The sequence below is a fragment of the Devosia sp. T2-14 genome (assembly GCF_055397495.1).
This window is the reverse complement of record NZ_AP027921.1, coordinates 3,145,733-3,165,663: the sequence shown is the minus strand read 5'-3', so window position 1 is coordinate 3,165,663 and position 19,931 is coordinate 3,145,733. Positions and strand designations below refer to the sequence as shown.

14 protein-coding genes are annotated in these 19,931 nt (G+C 63.0%); 6 read left to right on the top strand and 8 right to left on the bottom strand.

Translation table 11 applies throughout. The annotated features are described in order from the left end of the window. Positions 1–73 precede the first annotated feature (73 nt). A complete protein-coding gene (tyrS, locus tag ACZ5WT_RS15565; RefSeq protein WP_464284689.1) occupies positions 74–1,318 on the top strand; it encodes a tyrosine--tRNA ligase in 1,245 nt (414 codons plus the stop codon). 217 nt (positions 1,319–1,535) lie between these two features. On the opposite strand, the gene ACZ5WT_RS15560 is transcribed toward tyrS, so the two are convergent. Next, on the bottom strand, positions 1,536–5,024 hold the full coding sequence (locus ACZ5WT_RS15560) for a hypothetical protein (protein WP_464284688.1): 3,489 nt from the start codon (positions 5,022–5,024) through the stop codon (positions 1,536–1,538). 126 nt (positions 5,025–5,150) lie between these two features. Here ACZ5WT_RS15560 and ACZ5WT_RS15555 point away from each other — a divergent pair, with 126 nt between their 5' ends. The 3 genes from ACZ5WT_RS15555 to ACZ5WT_RS15545 all read left to right on the top strand — a co-directional run bounded on the left by ACZ5WT_RS15555 (position 5,151) and on the right by ACZ5WT_RS15545 (position 8,135). After that, positions 5,151–5,639 carry a peroxiredoxin gene (locus tag ACZ5WT_RS15555; RefSeq protein ID WP_464284687.1) on the top strand — a complete coding sequence of 163 codons (489 nt, stop codon included), beginning with the start codon at positions 5,151–5,153 and terminating at the stop codon, positions 5,637–5,639. A 66-nt stretch (positions 5,640–5,705) separates the two neighbouring features. Then, complete coding sequence (locus ACZ5WT_RS15550) at positions 5,706–6,854, top strand: M23 family metallopeptidase (RefSeq protein ID WP_464284686.1); 1,149 nt, start codon at positions 5,706–5,708, stop codon at positions 6,852–6,854. Between the two features lie 108 nt (positions 6,855–6,962). Continuing rightward, positions 6,963–8,135 (top strand): GGDEF domain-containing protein, encoded by a 1,173-nt coding sequence (locus ACZ5WT_RS15545; RefSeq protein WP_464284685.1) that lies wholly within the window; start codon positions 6,963–6,965, stop codon positions 8,133–8,135. A gap of 15 nt (positions 8,136–8,150) precedes the next feature. On the opposite strand, the gene ACZ5WT_RS15540 is transcribed toward ACZ5WT_RS15545, so the two are convergent. After that, positions 8,151–8,864 (bottom strand): outer membrane beta-barrel protein, encoded by a 714-nt coding sequence (locus ACZ5WT_RS15540; protein WP_464284684.1) that lies wholly within the window; start codon positions 8,862–8,864, stop codon positions 8,151–8,153. A gap of 148 nt (positions 8,865–9,012) precedes the next feature. Further along, a protein-coding gene (gene prfB / locus ACZ5WT_RS15535; protein WP_464284683.1) for a peptide chain release factor 2 occupies positions 9,013–10,135 on the bottom strand; the annotation gives its coding sequence in 2 pieces (ribosomal slippage) (positions 9,013–10,065 and positions 10,067–10,135; 1,122 coding nt in all). A 130-nt stretch (positions 10,136–10,265) separates the two neighbouring features. On the opposite strand from prfB, the gene ACZ5WT_RS15530 reads away from it, so the two are divergent. Further along, a complete protein-coding gene (locus ACZ5WT_RS15530; protein ID WP_464284682.1) occupies positions 10,266–10,736 on the top strand; it encodes a hypothetical protein in 471 nt (156 codons plus the stop codon). Between the two features lie 20 nt (positions 10,737–10,756). On the opposite strand, the gene ACZ5WT_RS15525 is transcribed toward ACZ5WT_RS15530, so the two are convergent. From ACZ5WT_RS15525 to ACZ5WT_RS15515, 3 genes are all read right to left on the bottom strand, one after another. Continuing rightward, positions 10,757–11,251, bottom strand: coding sequence for a peptide deformylase (locus ACZ5WT_RS15525; protein ID WP_464284681.1), 495 nt, complete (start codon positions 11,249–11,251; stop codon positions 10,757–10,759). Beyond that, positions 11,251–13,758 (bottom strand): penicillin-binding protein 1A, encoded by a 2,508-nt coding sequence (locus ACZ5WT_RS15520; protein ID WP_464284680.1) that lies wholly within the window; start codon positions 13,756–13,758, stop codon positions 11,251–11,253. The genes ACZ5WT_RS15525 and ACZ5WT_RS15520 overlap by 1 nt, the downstream gene beginning before the upstream one ends. Positions 13,759–13,946: 188 nt before the next feature. Beyond that, positions 13,947–15,098 carry an N-acetylmuramoyl-L-alanine amidase gene (locus tag ACZ5WT_RS15515; protein ID WP_464284679.1) on the bottom strand — a complete coding sequence of 384 codons (1,152 nt, stop codon included), beginning with the start codon at positions 15,096–15,098 and terminating at the stop codon, positions 13,947–13,949. Between the two features lie 699 nt (positions 15,099–15,797). Between ACZ5WT_RS15515 and ACZ5WT_RS15510 the strand changes: the two genes are divergently transcribed. Continuing rightward, entirely contained in the window at positions 15,798–18,512 is a 2,715-nt protein-coding gene (locus tag ACZ5WT_RS15510; protein WP_464284678.1) for an Rne/Rng family ribonuclease, read from the top strand. Between the two features lie 42 nt (positions 18,513–18,554). Here ACZ5WT_RS15510 and ACZ5WT_RS15505 read toward each other — a convergent pair whose 3' ends face one another. Together ACZ5WT_RS15505 and ACZ5WT_RS15500 are read right to left on the bottom strand one after the other, a co-directional pair. Continuing rightward, positions 18,555–19,214 (bottom strand): DUF4386 domain-containing protein, encoded by a 660-nt coding sequence (locus ACZ5WT_RS15505; protein WP_464284677.1) that lies wholly within the window; start codon positions 19,212–19,214, stop codon positions 18,555–18,557. Between the two features lie 4 nt (positions 19,215–19,218). After that, a complete protein-coding gene (locus ACZ5WT_RS15500; RefSeq protein WP_464284676.1) occupies positions 19,219–19,815 on the bottom strand; it encodes a TetR/AcrR family transcriptional regulator in 597 nt (198 codons plus the stop codon). Positions 19,816–19,931: the final 116 nt, after the last annotated feature.

Below are 19,931 nucleotides of genomic sequence, written 5' to 3'. Positions count from 1 at the left end.
TTCCCGCTTTCGCGGGGATGACGCAGTGGCGGCGCGGTGACCGAAACAAATCGACTGACCCGGATCGCACCCGATGACCAAGTTCAAATCCGAATTCCTGCGCACGCTTCATGAGCGCGGCTTCATCCACCAGACCTCCGACGACGCGGGTCTGGACAATCTCTTCGCCACCGAAACGGTCACCGCCTATATCGGCTTCGACCCCACGGCGTCTTCGCTCCATGTCGGCAGCCTGATTCAGATCATGATGCTGCACTGGCTGGAGAAGACCGGCCATCGCGCGGTTGCCCTCATGGGCGGCGGCACGGGCATGGTCGGCGACCCGTCCTTCAAGGACGAGGCCCGCAAGCTGATGACGCCGGACACCATCCAGTCCAACATCGACGGCATCAAGAAGGTATTCTCGAACTACCTGACTTTCGGCGACGCGCCGAAGGACTCGCTGATGCTGAACAACGCTGAGTGGCTCCTGCCCCTCAACTACCTCGAATTCCTGCGCGATGTGGGCCAGCATTTCTCGATCAACCGCATGCTGAGCTTCGACTCGGTCAAGCAGCGCCTCGATCGCGAGCAGTCGTTGAGCTTCCTTGAGTTCAACTACATGATCCTGCAGGCCTACGACTTCGTGGAGCTCAACAAGCGCTACGGTGTGCGTCTGCAGATGGGCGGTTCGGACCAGTGGGGCAATATCGTCAACGGTATCGACCTCGGTCATCGCCTTGGCACGCCCCAGCTCTACGCGCTCACCTCGCCGCTGCTGACCACGTCGTCGGGCGCGAAGATGGGCAAGTCGCTCAATGGCGCGATCTGGCTCAATGCCGATCTGCTGTCGGCCTACGATTTCTGGCAGTACTGGCGTAACACCGAAGACGCCGACGTCGAGCGCTTCCTCAAGCTCTACACGACGCTCCCGCTCGATGAAGTTGCCGCGATTGCCAACGGCGACATCAACGAGGCCAAGAAGCGCCTCGCCACCGAAGTCACCGCGATGATCCGCGGCCGCGCTGCGGCCGAAGAAGCTGCAGAGACGGCTCGCGCCACCTTTGAGACCGGCGCGATCGATCTCTCGTTGCCGACCGCCACTGTCGCTCAGGCCGACCTCGATGCCGGCATCGGCATTCTGGCTGCGCTGGTCACCGCCGGCCTCGCTGCCTCAAATGGCGAAGCCCGCCGCCACGTCCAGTCCGGCGCCGTGCGCGTCAACGACGTTGTGGTTGAAGACGACAAGCTGACCGTCGCCCCCGATGCCATCCTGGCCGAGGGCGTCATCAAGCTCTCCGTCGGCAAAAAGCGCCACGCGCTGATCAAGCCGGTCTAAGACCTGCCAAACGAATACAGATCCCCGCGAAAGCGGGGATTTTCTTTTGGGCCCACGGTTTCATACTGCACGCGGTCTCCCCCGATCGCCTCCACCCACCGACGCTGCCCGCGGACCTGATCCGCGGGCCTCTCTCAACACGGCACAAGCGTAAGAGGGCCCCCCGGATCAAGTCCGGGGGCAGCGTCACTCTTTGTTGGACCGATAGATTTCCGACTTACTGCGCCGGCGGCAATTCCTTGGCTCTGAACTCGAACAGCTCGCGGAACGCGCCCGGCACCAGGGCCGACAGCGGGTTGATCCGGAACTGCGGGTTGTCCAGCGGACCCTGCACGGCAAACGTCACGCCGACCAGCCCTTCACCCTCGCGCCCGCCCAGGAGCGGCCCCAGGATCGGGATTTGCTGGAACGCGTTGTTGAGGCCGAACAGCGGCACATAGGTGCCGGTAAGGTCGTAGCGGCGCTGGTCCGTATAGATGAAGCCGCGCATCGTGCCGCCGACCGTGTCACCGGTGAGCATAGCCTTTGTGACCTCCACCCGGTCCTTGCGCCGTTGGAATTCCACTTCGGCCACATCGAAATCCAGACGGTTTTGCCGTGAGATCGCCGCCCGCGAGTCCGAGTGATTGCCCAGCACTTGCGCCACATTGGCTTCATCAACGATGGCGAAATCGCGCATCACCAGCTGCCCGGCCTCCGCGTCGATGGCCCGATCGGTGGTCAGCACCAGGTTGCCCGAGCCACCGGCGAGTTGCGAATAGACGCCCAGCAACCGCAAGATGGTCCCGGCATCGTTGAAGGCAATCGAAGTCGTCCTGCCGTTCGGCGCCGGATTGGTTGTCACCGAGAGCCCGTTGCCGTCGCCGAACTGCGCCGTGACATTGGCGCGCCGCATGTCGCTGCCGCGCAGCAGCAGGTCGACATCGAGGTTGAATGCCGTCGTCGCATAATAGCCGAGCGCGCGGTCTAGCTTCACCGCTAGCGAAATGGTCTGGTTGAACTGGGTTGACTGCACGCCACCAGCTCCTTCACCCAGGCTGAAGAACTGGCTCAGCATGGGCTTGAGATCCAGCTGGCGGCCATTGATCCGCACCGCATAGCCGCCTTCGATTGGCGTCAGGGCTAGCTGCGCGTTGTCCCCCGGGCTCAAGGCGAACTGGCTGAAATTCGCCGATTGCAGGCCCTTGGTCCCGTGATAGGCGATATCGCCGATGGCGCGCACTGTCCCAAAAGACAGGTCGATATCCTTCAGTTCCGTCACGTCGCCCATGGGCTTGATCGTGGCGCCTAGCGTGCCCGATGCGCCGGCGGCCTTGCTGATGCCGATATCGGCGATGGTCAGGCCGGCGTCCTTTAGGTCCACCGCCATCTGCAGCGAACCATCCTGCAGCGGTTGTGCCACGAAGCGCACCTTGCCGGAGAGGAATTCGGACGCGTCAAAGCCCATCTTCGCCAGATCGGCGACCCCGATGGTTGATGCGAGCTTGAAGGTCGGGTCGGTGGTCGGCGTACCGGCTACCTCGATCTCGGCGGGAACGCCGTCGATCTCGGCGGTGCCGCCCAGCTGATAGCTTTCCTGCGACGCGCTGAAGGCAAGCTGGCCATTGCCGATCCGGCGGTCCTGAATGGGCTGGCTGCTGGCGAAATTGGCCACGGTGCCGTTGACCACATAGTCGACCTGCATCTCGCGGCCCGTAGCCTCGTCCGGTAGGCCGATCGTCGCCACCAGCCCAAGGTCGACAGCGCCGGTGATGGTCGCAAGATCGATGGGCAGCCCGGCATTTTTGAGCATGTCGGGGCTTTGTTCGTTGGCCAGTGCGAGCAATGCCGGGATCGGCGCCGCGACGTCGCCCGAGATTTCAATGATGTTCCCCGACGGATCGGAATTGTCCATCACCAGCGCCGGATTGCGCACGCGCACTTCGCCCTTAGCCGTCGCAAGCTTGCCGCCGCCGGCCGAGATGATCACGTTGGCGTCGTCCACCTGCAGTCGCGTGTCTCCCTCGATGGCGATGGGGGCCATCTCGGCGGTCGGCTTTACCGCCACGCCGGTACCGATCATGTCGATCTGCATGCCACCCTTGGGAATGGGCTTGTCCTCGCCTTCGAGTCCCAGCGTGCCGACGGGGAAATGGAAGTCCATGCGGGCATTGGCGACCGTGCCCTCGGTGACATTGGCAACGAACCAGTCGCGGCTCTCGCCACCCATCACATAGGGCCACAGCCGCTTCAGATCGTCGGCGCTGACGCCCTGTCCGGCCACCGTCATGTCGATGCCCAGCCCCGCCTGCAGCATGTCGACGCGGCCTTTGGTCTCCACGATGGCGTCGTCCTTGCGCGCCACCAGCCGGTCGATGCCCAGCGCACCATAGAGCGGGGCCGACCAGCCGAAGAACTCGACGCTGTCGAACGGCTTTTCCGGCGCGGCCATGTCATTGGGGTGGATCACCACGTCCCGAGCTTTCAGCGATATGCCCAGCGTCGGTCCGAACGTCTTGTCGAGCCCCATCGCAAATACGGCCGACACATAGGCCGAGCTCTGCCCGATCTGCAGCGCCGCCTCCTCCAGCACGAACTGCCCGGCTTCGGGAACCCAGGAGACGTTCATGATCGAGCTGGCGATCGGGAAATAGGCGTCGGCTATGCGCAGGTCGAGGCCGGTCAGGTCGATCTTGAACCGGCCGTCGGCCAGTTTGCCGCCCGCGGGGTCAAAGTTGACGTCGATCGATAGCGCCCCCGCGCCCCGCATCGCCGCCAGGCTCGTCGAGTCGTCGATGAACGGCAGCACGGCGGCAAAGTCGATATTGGTGACGTCGGCCTCAAGTCGTGAGCTGCCATCGTCGTTCACAGTGCGCGAGATATCGCCAGTCATCCGGCGGCCACCCAGCGTTGCCGAAAAGATGCCGGTCGTCGTGCGGCGATCCGGCGTCGGCCCGATCTCGAAATTGATCGACTCAAAGCGCCGGAACAGCCCGTAGACCGAGTCGCTCATGTCCACGATACCGTCGCGCACGACCAGCTTGGAGAAGCGGCCCAGCGCCGCCTGCTCGACGATGTCGGCTACGCCCTGCTCGCTGGCCTCAAGGTTGTAGATCAGCCAGTCATTGTCCGAGCGCATGGCGAGCGGCTGATCGGTGCCCGCGACTTCGATGCCGCCGGTCGAAATCCCGACCGTTGGAAATGCATCGGCCCCTTCCTGCACACGCAGGATGGGCGCGCCGCCATCATCGGGCTTTTCCAGCAATTCAAAGCTGGTGAGGCGCGGCCCATAAAGGTCCTGCACCATCTGGATATGCGGGCGTACGATCGTAATCGTCGCGCCCGGCTGCCCAAACACCGCGCGGGCCGGCGAGAACCCGACTTCGAGGGCCTCCATGCGCACCACGGCGCCCGACTTGCTGTCGGTCAGGGAAACTGGCGCGAACTGGATCACCGGCCACACGCCGTTTTCCAGCGCCAGTGCCATTTCGCCGAGTTCGAGCGTTGCGGTTGCCGGCATGGCAGATTGGACCAGCGCTCGCGCCGCGCCGCCACCGAATGGCAGGCGGATCGGGGTAACCAGCAAAACCAGATAGATCAGCAGCAGGATGACGCACGGAATTCCAAGCAGCCAAACAGCGAGCTTCGCCGCATGCCGTCCGGCGGGACGCTTACGTGTTTGTGACGCCGAAACTGGGATGTCTGCTTGTATGGTTGACGCGTTCACTTGCTTCCAGAACAAGGCTTTGCCGATGTCTGCTGGCACCTCAAGAATCAACCGCAGATTGCGGTCTCTTGCCCAATGATACCGGCTGCAATATGGCACTTACACCCACATTCGGAGCGTTCCCCAATGCCGGATCTGCGCGAGGGCGAGTTAGCCCCAGACTTCACGCTGCCACTTGATGATGGCACGTCTTTCAAACTCTCTGCCGAGCGTGGGCATCCCGTGGTGCTTTACTTCTATCCCGAAGACGATTCGGGCGGCTGTGTGAACGAGAACCAGGAGTTCTCCGAGCGCGCCGCAGACTTCGCCCGGCTCGGCGCGCGCCTCGTCGGCATCTCCCCCGACACCATCGAAAGCCACATCAAGTTCCGCAATAAATACGCCCTCCAGGTGCCGCTAGCGGCAGATCCGGAGCGCGTGGCGATCGAGGCATTCGGGCTGTGGAAGCTCAAGAAGCTTTATGGTCGGGAGTTCATGGGCCTCATCCGCACCTCCTTCATCATCGATGCCGAAGGCCGGGTGGCGCGTATCATCCGGGCGACCCGCATTGTCGGCCACGCCCAGAAAATGCTCGAAGCTCTTGAGGCGCATGTGGGCGCCGCCAGCGCGAAATAGCCTTTGTTAACCATGCCGCGCCATACTGCACTAACCATGTTGGTTTGGGTCGTGGGGGTAACTTGAGTGGGCAATCAGGCTGGTTTCGGTCGGTCCGATAACGGGCTGCATGCGTCTCGCAAACCCGCGCGCCACGGCATTCATCCCGCGCTGTTCTACGGCATGTTCGCCGTCCTGCTGGGCGGCAATGCCCTTTTGGGCACCGCTCTCCTGTTCTCGCCAGACATTGCCCGCCTGCTCAATGGCCAGACCGATCAGGTCATGGAAGCCTATCAGGACCGGATCGCGCAGCTCCGCATCGAGGTCGATCGCCTTCATTCGCGCAGCTATGCGCAGGCCGGCGACATCAACCTGCAGCTGCAGGAGCTGGCCCAGCAGCAGGAAGTGCTTCTGGAGCAGCATCAGCTCGTTCGCGTCCTGGTCGACAAGGCCGACGCCCTTGGCATTGAAGCCGCATCCCTGCCCGCCAGCACGGACACTGCCTCCCTCGCGCCGCTGACGCCATCGGGCAATCCCGACATCTCGGCCACGGCCTCTGCCGTCGCGCAGATGATGGATGAAACCCAATTCGCCATGACGTCCATTGCCGAAACAGCAGTGGCGCGCACCGACAGCATCGTTGCCGAACTGTCCGGCCTGGGCATCCGGGTCGAGCTGCCTGCCGCACTCGATGGCGTGGGCGGCCCCCTGCTTGCCGCCGTCGATGGCGCCGACCAGTCCCCGATGATCAGCGATGCCAATGCCGTCATGTCGGCCTTGGTCCGCTATCAGGTGGCCCGCGACAGCATCGACGTCGCGCCGATTCACATGCCGATATCGGGCACCTTTCGCCAGAGCTCGGGGTTCGGCAACCGCACCGACCCATTCTCGGGCGGCCGCGCCTTTCACTCCGGGCTCGATTTCGCTGCCAGCACCGGTACTGCCGTGCTCAGCGCCGGCAAGGGTGTTGTCAGCTTCGTGGGCACCAAGTCGGGCTATGGCAAAGTCGTCGAAGTCACCCATGCCAATGGCCTCGTCACCCGTTATGCCCATCTCTCGGGCTTTCTGAGTGAGGAAGGCCAGCGCGTTGGCACCGGTACCCCGATTGCCAAGGTTGGCTCCACCGGCCGGTCCACCGGCCCGCACTTGCACTTCGAAGTCCACAAGGCCGGCGACGCCGTCAATCCCAGGTCCTACCTCGAAACCGGCAAGCGCCTGCTCTCGATACTGCGCTAGTCGCAATTGACGGCCATTTGGCCGCACCCCGTTACTTCAAGTTCACCAATCGGCTTCACCGCACTTTAGTCCCCCCAATGTATCGCAGGGGCAAATGTGGGTGAACCGATGCCAAATCTCGATTTCCTGACGCTCTACATCGTCATATTCCTGAATTCGCTGACGGTCTGCGTGGTTTGGGCGGCGTTTGCCGTGCGCTATCGCCCCAATCCGCCCGCACTCTACTGGCTGTTCGGCATGGCGCTGACCTTGGTTGGCGGCGCCGTTCTTGCCCTCCAGGGCAATGAAGGCTCGTTGATCCCGGCCATCGTCGGCAACACCATCATCATCTTTGGCTTCGTGCAGTTCTGGATCGGCCTGCGCCGGTTCCAGGGACAGACGGGCGGGCAGCGTATCGCCATCGGCCTTGCCGTGGTGGCCGCCTGTGTCATGGTCGCCTTCCACGATTTCGATCGCGGTCGCGCCATGGTCTATGCCGCTGGCCAGTCAACGGCGATGGGCCTCTGCATCGTCCAGATCCTGCGGCATCGCCAGCCGGGCATCGGCGCGGTCATCGCCGCCGGGGCCTTCGGTATCGCCGTGATTGGGCAGCTCATCGTCATCGCCAGCAATGCCGGCGTGCTGGCTGGGGCCATGGAGTACCCAGTCTATTACACCCTGGCCTCCTACGCCTTGCTGTGCACAGTTTTCAGTGGTGCGGTCTGGAATCTGGGCTTTGCCATGATGACCATCGACCGGCTGCAAAGCACGCTATCAAAGCTGTCGGAAACCGATCCCCTGACCGGCGTGGCCAATCGCCGTGGGCTGCAGCACGTCCTGGAGCGGGTTCAGGGCAAGGGCTCCCGCGTACCCTACTCTATCGCGTTGTTCGACCTGGATGACTTCAAGCCGCTCAACGACACCTATGGGCATCCCGTGGGCGACCAGGCCCTGGCGCATCTCGGGCAGACACTGGCCTCGGAGGTCCGCCCCATCGACTTCGTTGCCCGCCTCGGCGGCGACGAATTCTGCGTCCTTCTCGCCGATACCGCCCTCGATGAAGCGTTGGCGATCACCGAACGGCTGCGGACAACGATTGCCAGTCGTGCCTGGTACGCGGGCGAAAATCGCATTGCGCTATCGGTCAGTGTGGGCGTTTCTTCATCGTCCACTACAAGCGAAACCGATGTCCTGTCGGAGGCAGACAAGGCACTCTACCGGGACAAGGCGTTGAAGAAGGCCCGCAAGGTCGCAGCCGTTGCATCGACGGGCATCGAGATGCACCGTAAGTCCCGCGCGTAGTCCGCTCTTGGCGCGCTAGAACCTGGCCTTCAGCGAAGCGGTTACCGCCGCGCCCCAGACGTCGCTCAGGCGATAGGGATTAATCACTTGGCGCCCCAGGCCAACGTACTCGCGGGCGCTACCGGTTTCGAACCCACCAAGATATGAGATGGATGCGTTCAGCCCAATCGCAACCTGCGGTGCAATTTGTTGCTCAATGCCGACCGATGCCCGCACAGCCGGGCTAACCGTCGTTTGGCCGTCGAGTGTGGCGTAGTGGCCAAAGACTAGGCTTTTCTCGTCTGCATTACTCAGGGAATTGACCGAGATGCCTGCCCCGGCACCGATCGTGAAATTCGTCGAGTCAGCCAGCGCGTGGGAGTAGGCGAAGTTGCCGAGAAAAATGTTCGACGTGGCGTTCGTCTTGAAGTGAGCCCGCGGGACGAACGGGAAATCGGCCTGCCAGGTCACGTCGCCGGAAACATGATCATAGCTTACAAAAGCCGACCACTGCGAATTCAGCCTGTAGCCAAGGTGCCCGCCAATGGCGAAGGCTTCGGAAAATCGAACGCCCGACACGACGCCGTTCCGGCTTTCACCGCCGTCTGTCGTGCGCGAGCCTCCGGAACGAAAAACGCCACCAGCATCCACGCCGGCGAAAAAGCCTGTGGCGTCGATCTGGTCTTGTGCGCTTGTCGGCGCGGCAAGCCCGAGCGATGCGACTGCGGCCGCAAGACAGACTAAGCGCATGGAATCCCCCCGGAATACAGTAGGCAGCTAGCCTAACTCGCGTTGCGGGTGCCTGCCATGACTTTCCGGGACATTTGCTTGACTGGGCGTTCCAATATTCACGGCGCCATCCCCACATTCGGGAGCGGCGCCGTGATTGTCTTTGGGTTTAGTCTGCCGTCACGTCGGTCGCGACGCCAACGCGCTGGGCCAGCGCGGCTTCCATGAACTCGTCGAGATCGCCGTCCAGCACCAGAGCAGGTTGGCCGCTTTCGACGCTGGTCCGCAGATCCTTGACCATCTGGTAGGGCTGCAGCACGTAAGAACGGATCTGGTGGCCCCAACCGATATCGGTCTTGCTGGCCGCCTGGGCATTCGCCGCTTCTTCGCGCTTCTGCAGTTCGGCCTCATAGAGGCGCGACTTCAGCATGGCCATGGCCGTTGCACGGTTCTTGTGCTGGCTACGCTCCTGCTGGCACGCCACGATGATCCCGGAAGGAATGTGGGTGATGCGGATGGCCGAGTCCGTCGTGTTGACGTGCTGACCGCCCGCGCCAGACGAACGATAGGTATCCACCTTGAGGTCGGCTTCGCGGATCTCGATGTCGATCGAGTCATCGACCACCGGGTAGACCCAGACGCTCGAAAAGCTCGTGTGGCGACGCGCAGCCGAGTCATAGGGGCTGATGCGAACGAGGCGATGCACGCCGCTTTCGGTCTTCAGCCACCCATAGGCATTGTGCCCCTTGACCAGAATGGTCGCGGACTTGATGCCGGCTTCTTCGCCGTCGTGCATTTCGAGCACTTCGACTTTCATCTTCCGGCGCTCGGCCCAGCGGGTATACATGCGCAGCAGGATGTTGGCCCAGTCCTGGCTTTCGGTGCCGCCGGCGCCTGAGTGGATTTCCACATAGCAGTCGTTGGCATCAACTTCGCCCGACAGCAGCGTCTCGATCTGGCGACGGCGCGCCGTCTGCTTGAGTTCGATCAGCGCGTTTTCGGCGTCCTTGATGATCTCGGCATCGCCTTCGGCCTCACCCATTTCGATGAGTTCGACATTGTCGCGGATGCCAGCCTCGAGCTGGCGCACGGACTTGACGGCCACGTCGAGTTCGTCCCGCTCGCGCATTTTGGCGCGCGCCTGCTCGGGGTTGTTCCAGAAGTCGGGGGATTCAGTCTCGGCGTTCAGCGCGTCGAGGCGCAGCTCTGCAGTATCCCAGTCAAAGATGCCTCCTCAGCAGGGTCAGAACCTGCTCGATTTCGGCGACGGTCTTTTCAATTTCCGCACGCATTGGATAGTTCCTTAAATAACCGGTCCCGTTTAGCGGAGCCCGTTCGCTGGATCAACCCGCACTCCGTTCGAGCTAATTGAGCATCCCCGGATAGCGGAATATCGTCCGGCCTCCTGTTGAGGAGGTGAAAGTGACCAAAAAACTTATCGCCGTCGCATTATCGCTGCTGGCCACCGGTTCCGTTGCAAGCGCCCAGGATGTCTCGATCGAAAAAGGCGACAGGATCGCCAAGATCGGCGGTTGTCATGACTGCCATTCGCCCGGCTACGAAATGGAAGGTGTGCTGGATCCTGCCACCACGCTGATGGGGAGCCCCGTTGGCTTCCAGGGCCCGTGGGGAACCACCTACCCCGCCAATCTGCGCCTGCTGGCCTCCAAAAATACCGAGGATTCCTTCGTCGAATATATGAAGACCCTCAAGACCAGGCCGCCCATGCCGTGGTTCAACGTCCACGTGCTGGATGATTCCGAGCTGCGCTCGCTCTACCAATACATCGTGTCGCTCGGCGCTCCTGGCGATCCCGTTCCGGCCTTCGTGCCGCCGGGTGAGACGCCCAAGACACCCTATATCGTCATGGTTCCGGTCATGCCCGCTGGCTAGCGCAGCCCAAACGGCTGTGCCTACCGCTGCGATTTCGCAAACTTGCGCAGGGCGGTGTCTCGCTTGATCCGCGAGACCCGCTCAAGAAAGAAAACGCCGTTCATCTGGTCGATTTCGTGCTGCATCACGCGCGCAACGAACCCGGTGAAGCGTTCGGTCTGCCGGGCTCCCGTTGCATCGTCAAAGGCAATTTCGGCCCAAACGGCCCGCGCTACCGGTGCTTCAATGCCCGGCATCGAAACGGAGCCTTCCGCGCCGACCGCCGTTTCGTCTGCAAGGGCCACGACTTCGGGATTAAAGAGAACGCGATAGTCCCGCAGCGCCGGGTCGTTGGCCACGCTCACCACCACCAGCGGCTCCAGCTGCCCCAAATGCACTGCGGCCAGTCCATAGGCGCTGACTTCGCTCGCCGCTGCCAACAATGCTTCGCCGGCCGCAATCATGGTTGCATCAACCGGTCGTGGCGGCGCCGCCTGGCGCAGCAGGGCATGGGGATGAATGATGAAATCGGGCACTAGAACATCCCGCCACGGCCGGCATTGGGATCCACCCACTGCCCCGACCTTGGGTCGTAGACCGGCTGGTTCGACGGCGGCGGCTGATCCGGCTGCGTGGCAAAGCCCGAATACTGCTGCTGCATGAGCTGCTGGCGCTGGATGGCGTCATAGGCATTCACGTCGACGCCGATCACCGACGTCATCTGGTTCGGGCCGGTGCCCGGCTTGAACGCTTCCTCGATGCCGGCTTCGCCCTCGAATGCCTTCACGCCCGAATTGGGGTTGATCCAGGCCGTCGTCATGCCGGCAGGCACCTTGAACTGGGTGGCCGGTTTCCCCTCAAGCGCCTTGGCCATGAAGTTGGTGAAGATCGGAACGGCGAAGCTGCCGCCGGTGACCGAATTGCCCATCGAACGCGGGCGGTCATAGCCGACATAGACGCCAACGGCGAGTTCAGGCGTGAAGCCGACGAACCAGGCGTCCTTGTAATCGTTGGTCGTGCCGGTCTTGCCTGCAACAGGGCGCCCGAGCGCCCTGGCGGCAGTGCCGGTGCCGCGCTGCACCACGCCTTCCATCATCGAGGTGATCTGGTAGGCGGTCATGGGGTCGAGCACCTGCTCGCGGTTGTCGACGATCACTGGTTCGCCCTGCCCGCGCCAGTCGGTTGCCTCGCAACCCTGGCACAGCCGCTGGTCATGCCGGTAGACGGTCGCGCCATAGCGGTCCTGGATACGGTCGATCAGTGTCGGCACGATCTTGCGGCCGCCATTGGCAATGGTTGCGTAAGCCGCCGTCATGCGCATGTCTGTGGTTTCACCGGCGCCCAGCGACATGGCCAGCACCGGCTGCATCGTGTCGTAGACGCCGAACATCTTGGCATATTCGGCCACAAGCGGCATGCCGATATCCTTGGCCAGCCGCACGGTCATCACGTTACGGCTGCGCTCGATGCCGCGACGCAAGGTCTGCGGGCCATAGAATTCCTGCGCGTAGTTCTCCGGCCGCCAGATCGAGCCGTCGGAATTGCGGATTTCGACCGGGGCATCCAGCACCACCGATGCAGGCGTGTAGCCATTGTCCAGCGCCGCCGCATAGACGATCGGCTTGAACGACGAACCCGGCTGGCGCAGTGCCTGCGTTGCGCGGTTGAACTCGCTTGCCGAGTAGGAGAAGCCGCCAACCATGGCCAGAACGCGCCCGGTGCGCGGGTCCATCGCCACCAGCGCACCCTCGATTTCGGGCACCTGTTCCAGAGTATAGGTGCCCACCTTGCCGGCAACCGGCGAGACGTAGACCACGTCACCGACCTTAAGGATGCTCTGCAAGGGCTTGGAAACCCACTTGATTTCGGGACCAGCCAGCGTGCCGACCAGGCGTTCCTCGCCCACGCCGCCACCGGCCACCGAGTCCGGGCGCAGGCCGATCGTGGCTTCGTTAGTGCCCATTTCGAGCACCACGGCCAGCTGCCATTCCGGCACGTCGCTCAGCGGGATCACCTTCGCGACGTCGACGCCCCAGTCTTCGCCGATCTCGATGCTGGCTACGGGTTCGCGGAAACCCCTGCTGTGATCGTAGGAAATCAGCCCATCCATCAGCGCGCGGCGGGCATATTCCTGCAGCTTGGGCTCAAGCGAGGTGCGCACCGAGAGGCCGCCGCCATAAAGCTGGTCTTCGCCATAGAGCTTGGCCAGCTCGCGCCGCACTTCTTCGGTGAAATATTCAGCCGAATAGAGCTGGCTGCCACCCGAGCGTGGGAACACGTTCAGTGGCTCGCCCTTGGCTTCCGTTGCCTCGTCCTGCGTCACGTAGCCGTTCTCGACCATGCGATCGATGACCCAGTTGCGGCGGTCGATAGCGGCCTGAGGACGGCGGAACGGGTGATAGTTATTCGGGCCTTTGGGCAGCGCTGCGATATAGGCCGCTTCACTCAGCGTCAGTTCGTAGAGCGCCTTGTCGAAATAGTTCAGCGCCGCCGCCGCCACACCATAGGAGTTCAGGCCGAGGAAAATCTCGTTGAGATAGAGCTCGAGAATCCGGTCCTTGGAGAAGGTGGATTCGATGCGGATCGCCAGGAGCGCTTCCTGGATCTTGCGGTCCCAGGTCTGCTCGGAGGTCAGCAGGAAGTTCTTGGCGACCTGCTGAGTGATCGAGGAGCCGCCGCCCTGGATGGAGTTGTTGCCATCCATGCGCGCGAGAACGTTGTCGCGTAGCGCGCGGAAAATACCGTCGATGGCGATGCCGCCATGCGAATAGAAGTCTTTGTCTTCTGCCGACAGGAAGGCATGCAGCAGCAGCGGCGGCACGGTTTCGATCGGCTGGAACAGCCGGCGCTCACGTGCGAACTCGGCCAGCAGAGTGCCATCAGCCGCGTGGACGCGGGTGGTCACCGGCGGCTGGTAGTCCTTGAGCACGGTATAGTCGGGCAGCTCGGCGGCGACAGTGGTGAGATAAACCGCGGCAACGCCGACGCCTGCCAGTGCGACAAACATCCCAAAGCCAAACAGCCAGCCGAGCAATCGAAACATACAGTCATATTCTCCGAGGGGCGACCAATCCGGCCCGCGCCTGCCTCAACCTGCCCCGGCGCAGACGGTCGGAAACACTCAGATCAGCGCAGAATCATAGCAGACCCCGCCCCGAAAGTGGATCAAAAGCGATCAATTCCGTGGGGACAGCCCGTCGCTAACTGCCCTCGCGTGGTCGATTTATCACATTACTCTTCGGGGACGAGGCTATCGAAATAACTCGAAATGCCGCGGGCCAGCGCGTCGGCCGTGCGGTCCTGCCACTCGCTGCGGCGCAGGTTGGCCATGTCGTCGGCATTCGAGAGGAACCCGAGTTCCACCAGCACCGATGGCACGTCGGGCGATTGCAGCACGAAAAAGTCGGCCTGGCGCACGGGGAATTTCCGCAGCTCCACGCTGGGCTCCATCTGGTGCACAATGGCCTGCGCCGCCATGAAAGACTGGTGCCGCATCTCGCGTCGCATCAGGTCGAGCAGGATGTCCACCACGGCCGGCGCCATCTGCGGCATGGTGAAACCCGCAATCACGTCGGCCTTGTTCTCATTCTCGGCCAGCACCTTGTCGAGCACGTCAGTGGCGTTCTCGTCGCGGGTATAGACGCTGGCGCCGCGGATTTCGGGCTGCTGGAAGCTGTCGGCGTGGATGGAGATGAAGAGGTCTGCCTTGTTGCTGCGGGCCAGCGCCACGCGCTCCTCGAGCCGGAGATAGTTGTCACTCTCGCGGGTCAGCGCCACGTCGAACCGCCCCGAGCCCACCAGCAGCTCCTGCAGCTTCAGCGAGAAGGCCAGCACGATGTCCTTTTCCCGGATGCCGTTGGCTGCCTCTGCGCCGCTGTCGATGCCGCCATGGCCCGGATCAATGATCACCAGCGGCCGCGTCGCGATCGGCAGTTCCGATCCACCGGCGGGCGTCGACTCCGCCGCGGCCGGCGCCTGGCTGCCCGAAGCGGCGAGGTCACGCGCGACATTGGCGGCAAACTCATCGGCAGTTGCGGGAATGATGTCGACGACGAGCCGCGCTGGCTGCCCCTCGAACGGATCGAGGATATATGCCTGCTGCACCTGCGCCGGTGCAGAGAGGGTCAGCGTGGTCCGCACCCGGTCGCCGGCTGCCTGCTCCATCACATATTCGGAGACAACGCCCTCGCCCGATGGCACTCCGCTCGGCTCGGGCACCGAGAAGGTCGCCGCGCGCACGTCGATCGCCAGGCGATCCGGCCCGCTGAGCGAGACCAGTGCGAATTCGGTGCGTCCCGCCAGGTCGATGATCAGCCGCGCCCGCTCCGGTGTCGCCGAGACGCGCACATCCATCACATTGGGCAGGCCAATAGAAGCGGCCACGGGCGCCGGGGTTTCCTGGGCCATTGTAAGACCAAAGGATGATAATCCGGCGAACACTGCGATGGCGAGGAGACGAACAGATTTCAACAAGCGCAGACCGGCCCCAATTCTTGCCCGCGCCGTCTGACACCCGGATCGGGCGATTCTGCGGCGCGAGCGCTCTTATGCGACGATTTTTGGAGCGGGCCAATAAAGCCCATGTGAATTGAGTTGCGAGCGCACATTTTGACTTTCCTGTTGCCAATCGGTCGCAACATCCCTACACGCTAGACGTGAGGCGCATGCTTCTTCGCGGAACCTTTTGCGTTGCCACCTGGGCAACGAGAGCGGCGCGGGAAGTGGCCAGCATCGGGAACGAAGAGAACTCCCGATTTCTGGTTCAGAAGCGGCAAATCCTGCGCTTCACTCGAATTTCGGTCCCACCGGACCGGACGGTTGCCATTCATCCATCTCCGGATGCCGGCAGCCCAATAGGAAGAGGTCATATGGCCCGCAGGCGGATAGAACGCGACGCGATCGACTTTTACGATTGCCGTTTTGTCACGCCGCATCTTCTGGCCATGACCACTCATACCGGCGCGTTCAAGGCAGAGCTTCTGCGCGCCATACCCCCCAAACCATTCGCCTCGCACAGCGCCACAGCAAGGATGCCGGGTTACCGGCGCCCTCTTGTCGGCGCGCGAGCGCGCGGAGTCCAAAATGGCTACCAAGAGAATGCTGGTGGATGCCATCCACCCGGAAGAAACACGGATCGTCGTCACATCGGGTAACAGGCTCGATGAATTCGACTTCGAATCGGCGACCCGTCGCCAGTTGCGCGGCAACATCTATCTCGCCAAGGTAACGCGCGTTGAGCCGTCCCTTCAGGCGGCGTTTGTTGAATATGGCGGCAATCGCCACGGCTTTCTCGCGTTCAGCGAAATCCACCCCGATTATTACCAGATCCCGGTTGCCGATCGCGAAGCCCTGCTGCGCGACGAAGAGCATGATGATGACAATCATGACGACAACCACGACGAGGCCGAAACCGAGATCTCCCTCCCCGAGGGCGTGACCGAGCCGGATGCGGAAACCGATCCGCAGGAAACCGACGACGCCAGCCACATCGAACAGGCACCGGCCAATTCCGAGCCCGTCGAGTCGATTGGTGGCGCGGATGCGCTTGAGGAAGTGCCGGAGCGTCGGCGCCAGAGCCCGAACCGCCGTCACTACAAGATCCAGGAAGTGATCAAGCGCCGTCAGGTGATGCTGGTTCAGGTGGTCAAGGAAGAGCGCGGCAACAAGGGCGCAGCTCTCACCACCTACCTGTCGCTGGCTGGTCGCTATTCCGTGCTGATGCCGAACACCGCTCGTGGCGGCGGCATCTCGCGCAAGATCACCAATGCTGCTGACCGCAAGCGCCTCAAGGAAATCACGTCGGATCTCGAAGTGCCCCAGGGCATGGGCGTCATCCTGCGCACGGCCGGTGCTTCGCGCACCAAGGCCGAGGTCAAGCGCGACTTCGAATATCTGATGCGCCTTTGGGAGAGCGTGCGTTCGCTCACCCTCAAGAGCCAGGCGCCGTGCCTGGTCTATGAAGAAGGCTCTCTGATCAAGCGGACCATCCGCGATCTCTACAACAAGGAGATCGATGAAGTCTTCGTGGCAGGCGACAACGCCTATCGCGAGGCCAAGGACTTCATGAAGATGATCATGCCGTCCCACGCCAAGAACGTGAAGCCGTACACCGAAGATCAGCCGCTGTTCAGCAAGTACAACATCGAGTCTCAGCTCGATCAGATGTTCTCGCCGACGGTCACCCTGCCCTCCGGCGGCTATATCGTCATCAACCCGACCGAAGCCCTGGTTTCGATCGACGTGAACTCGGGCCGTTCCACCAAGGAACACAATATCGAAGACACCGCTCTCCAGACCAATCTGGAAGCGGCCGAGGAAGTCTCGCGCCAGCTCCGCCTGCGCGACCTGGCTGGCCTCATCGTCATCGACTTCATCGACATGATGGAGAACCGGTCCAACCGTGCAGTCGAGCGCAAGCTCAAGGATTGCCTGAAGGACGATCGCGCCCGCATCCAGGTTGGCCGCATCAGCCACTTCGGCCTGATGGAAATGAGCCGCCAGCGCATCCGCTTCGGCGTTGTCGAAAGCTCGACCCACAAGTGCCCGATCTGCGACGGCACCGGTCTCGTGCGCTCCACCGAGTCGCTGGCGCTGATGATCATGCGTCACATCGAAGATCACGTCCTGCGCCGCCAGGGCCAGTCGATCAACGTGCGCGTGCCGGTCGAGGTCGCACTCTATATCCTCAACTTCAAGCGCGAGACCCTTACCGCGCTCGAAATCCGCAATCAGCTGTCGATCACCATCACGGCTGACAGCAAGATGACCGGCAGCCAGTTCACCATCGAAAAGGGCGAGACCCGCGTCATCGCCTATTCGGAAGTTGAACGCGCCACCGAGCATGTCCGTGTCGACAGCGCCGTCATCGACGATGAAGTCGAAGAGGATGTCGCCGAGGAAACCGAAGACGAGGAAGCCGAAGAGCGTCCCGCTGCCGAGGCATCGGAAGGCGAAGGTGGCCGCCGCCGTCGTCGCCGCCGCCGTCGCGGCGGTGATCGTGGTGATGACAATGGTCAGCGCCAGCCGCACCGTGCTGCCCAGGAAGCCAGCGTCGAAGGCGAAGCCGGCGACGATGAGTCCGAAGGCGACGAAGACGAGGATGCGCCCCGCTCCGCGGGCGAGGCGACTTCGGATGAAGAGCCCCGCAAGCGTCGCCGCCGCGGCCGTCGTGGTGGCCGTCGCAACCGCCGCGATGGCGAGGAGAACGGTGAACGCGCTCCCGCTCAGGCCGGTGAGGCCGATGCAGCTGCAACCGACGCCGTGTCGGGCGATGCCGAAGAGGCTCCGGCTCCCGTCGTTGCCGCAGAAGCAGCTGAGCCAGTCGTCGCCGCGGTGACCGAAGCTGCCGCTGAAGCGGCACCAGCCGAAGTCGCAGCCGAGCCGGTCGTGGCCGAGAAGCCCAAGCGTGCGCCCCGCGCCCGCAAGAAGGCGACCGAGACGGCCGAAGCGGCTCCCGCTGAAGCAGTCGTGGCTACGGAAGAGGCTCCGGCTGCCGCCGATGCCGAGGAAAAGCCGAAGCGCAAGCCACGTGCCCGCAAGCCCAAGGCTGAAGCCGTTGAGGCCGCGCCTGCTGATGCTGTCGTCGAGGCTGCTGCCCCGGCAGAAGCACCGGCTGCTGCGGAGCCCGCTGCGCCGGAAGCTGAAAAGCCCAAGCGCGCACCTCGCGCCCGCAAGGAGCTGCCTGCCGAGGGAGTCGTTGTCTCCTCGAGCGCTCCGAAGGAAGAAGCCGATGGCGAGCCCACCGACCCGCCGAAGAAGAAGGCCGGTTGGTGGCAGCGCCGCCTCGGTCTCGGCTAGAAACAATAAAGGCGGCCTCCGGGCCGCCTTTTCTTTTGCGCGTCAGGCTGTCCGCTCGCGCAGCACAACCACGCCGAGCACCACCAGCCATATCGCCCAGCCGGTATAGGCAATCGCATTGATTGCTCCGGCCATGGCAAACCCGAACGGCTCGGTCATGCCGACCGCGATGCCGATTGCCAACGCGATACCGATGATCGCCACGGGCCGGTATTGTCCCCATAGCGCGGCGGCGACCGAGATGGTCCAGAGCGCGGTGAAGAGATAGCCGAAGTGCTCCCCGATCCCTGCGCCCGCATAGAGGTGGAACGCGTTGAACACCGCCTCCGTCGTGCCCACGTCGCCGTGAGACGCCGCCAGCGCCGGCACCAGCACTACCCAGCGCAGCAGGCCCAGTCCCTGCACCAGTCCGGCAAGGATACCGAAGGTCGCAGCGAAAGCGGCCGCCGTCTGGTTGTGCGGCCATAGCCACAGCCCGCTCAGCACGCCCACCGGAATGAAGGCGAGTGCCGAGAGCATGAAGATGTACCAGGTGGCCAGCAGCCCGGCCCCGCCTGCCCTGAATCCGGCCAGGATATCGGCCGCCGGCTCCCGCAGCACATCTGGATAATTGAAGGTCATCTGAAGGGCGGTGAATGCGCCCATGAACACCACGGGCACGGCGATCATCACCAGCCCGGTCGAACGTTGTAGCGCCGTCATGGCTCTAGCTCCTGAGATAGGGTTTGAGCACCCGCCGGAACAGCGCGATGCCTTGATCGAGTCTGTCTTTGGTCAAGTCCTGCCCGCCCGCTTCGATAAAGGGCAGCCAGTAGTCACCGATGATCCAGAGCAGCTGCGCCAGCTCCTCGGCATCGGCCTCCGAGGCCGGTTTGTGGATCACCCCGGCACCGGCGAAATAGTCCAGCAGTCCACGGAAGTTCGCGAACCCGGCCTCCCGCGTTGCACGGTATGCATCGCGAAACTGCTCATCGCGCTGCAACAGCATCGGCAGGTCGCGGTAGATAAAACGATACTGCCACAGGGCATCGAAGTTCCCCGCCAGCATCGCTTCGAGGTCAGTCAGGTTCGGCGCGCGGTCGGCTGGCAGGGCATAGACAGTCGCCCAGCGGTCGATCAGCTGCATCAGCAGATGCCGCACGATCTCTTCGCGATCCTTGAAGTGATAATAGAGGTTGCCGGGACTGCGCCCCGCGGCTTCGGCAATCTGGTTTGTCGTGACGTCGGCGCTGCCGCGTTCGTTAAACAGGGCGAGCGCCACCTCCAGCAGCTGGGCCTTCGCCCCAATCTTCTTTTCGCTCACCGCGGCCTCGTTCTAGAGTATTTGCTCCAAATCGCTTCTACGCCTGCGCCCCGCTCCGCGCCAGCGGATTCTAGAGTAATAACTCCAATTGGCTAGGCCAGGGGAAACGAGACACG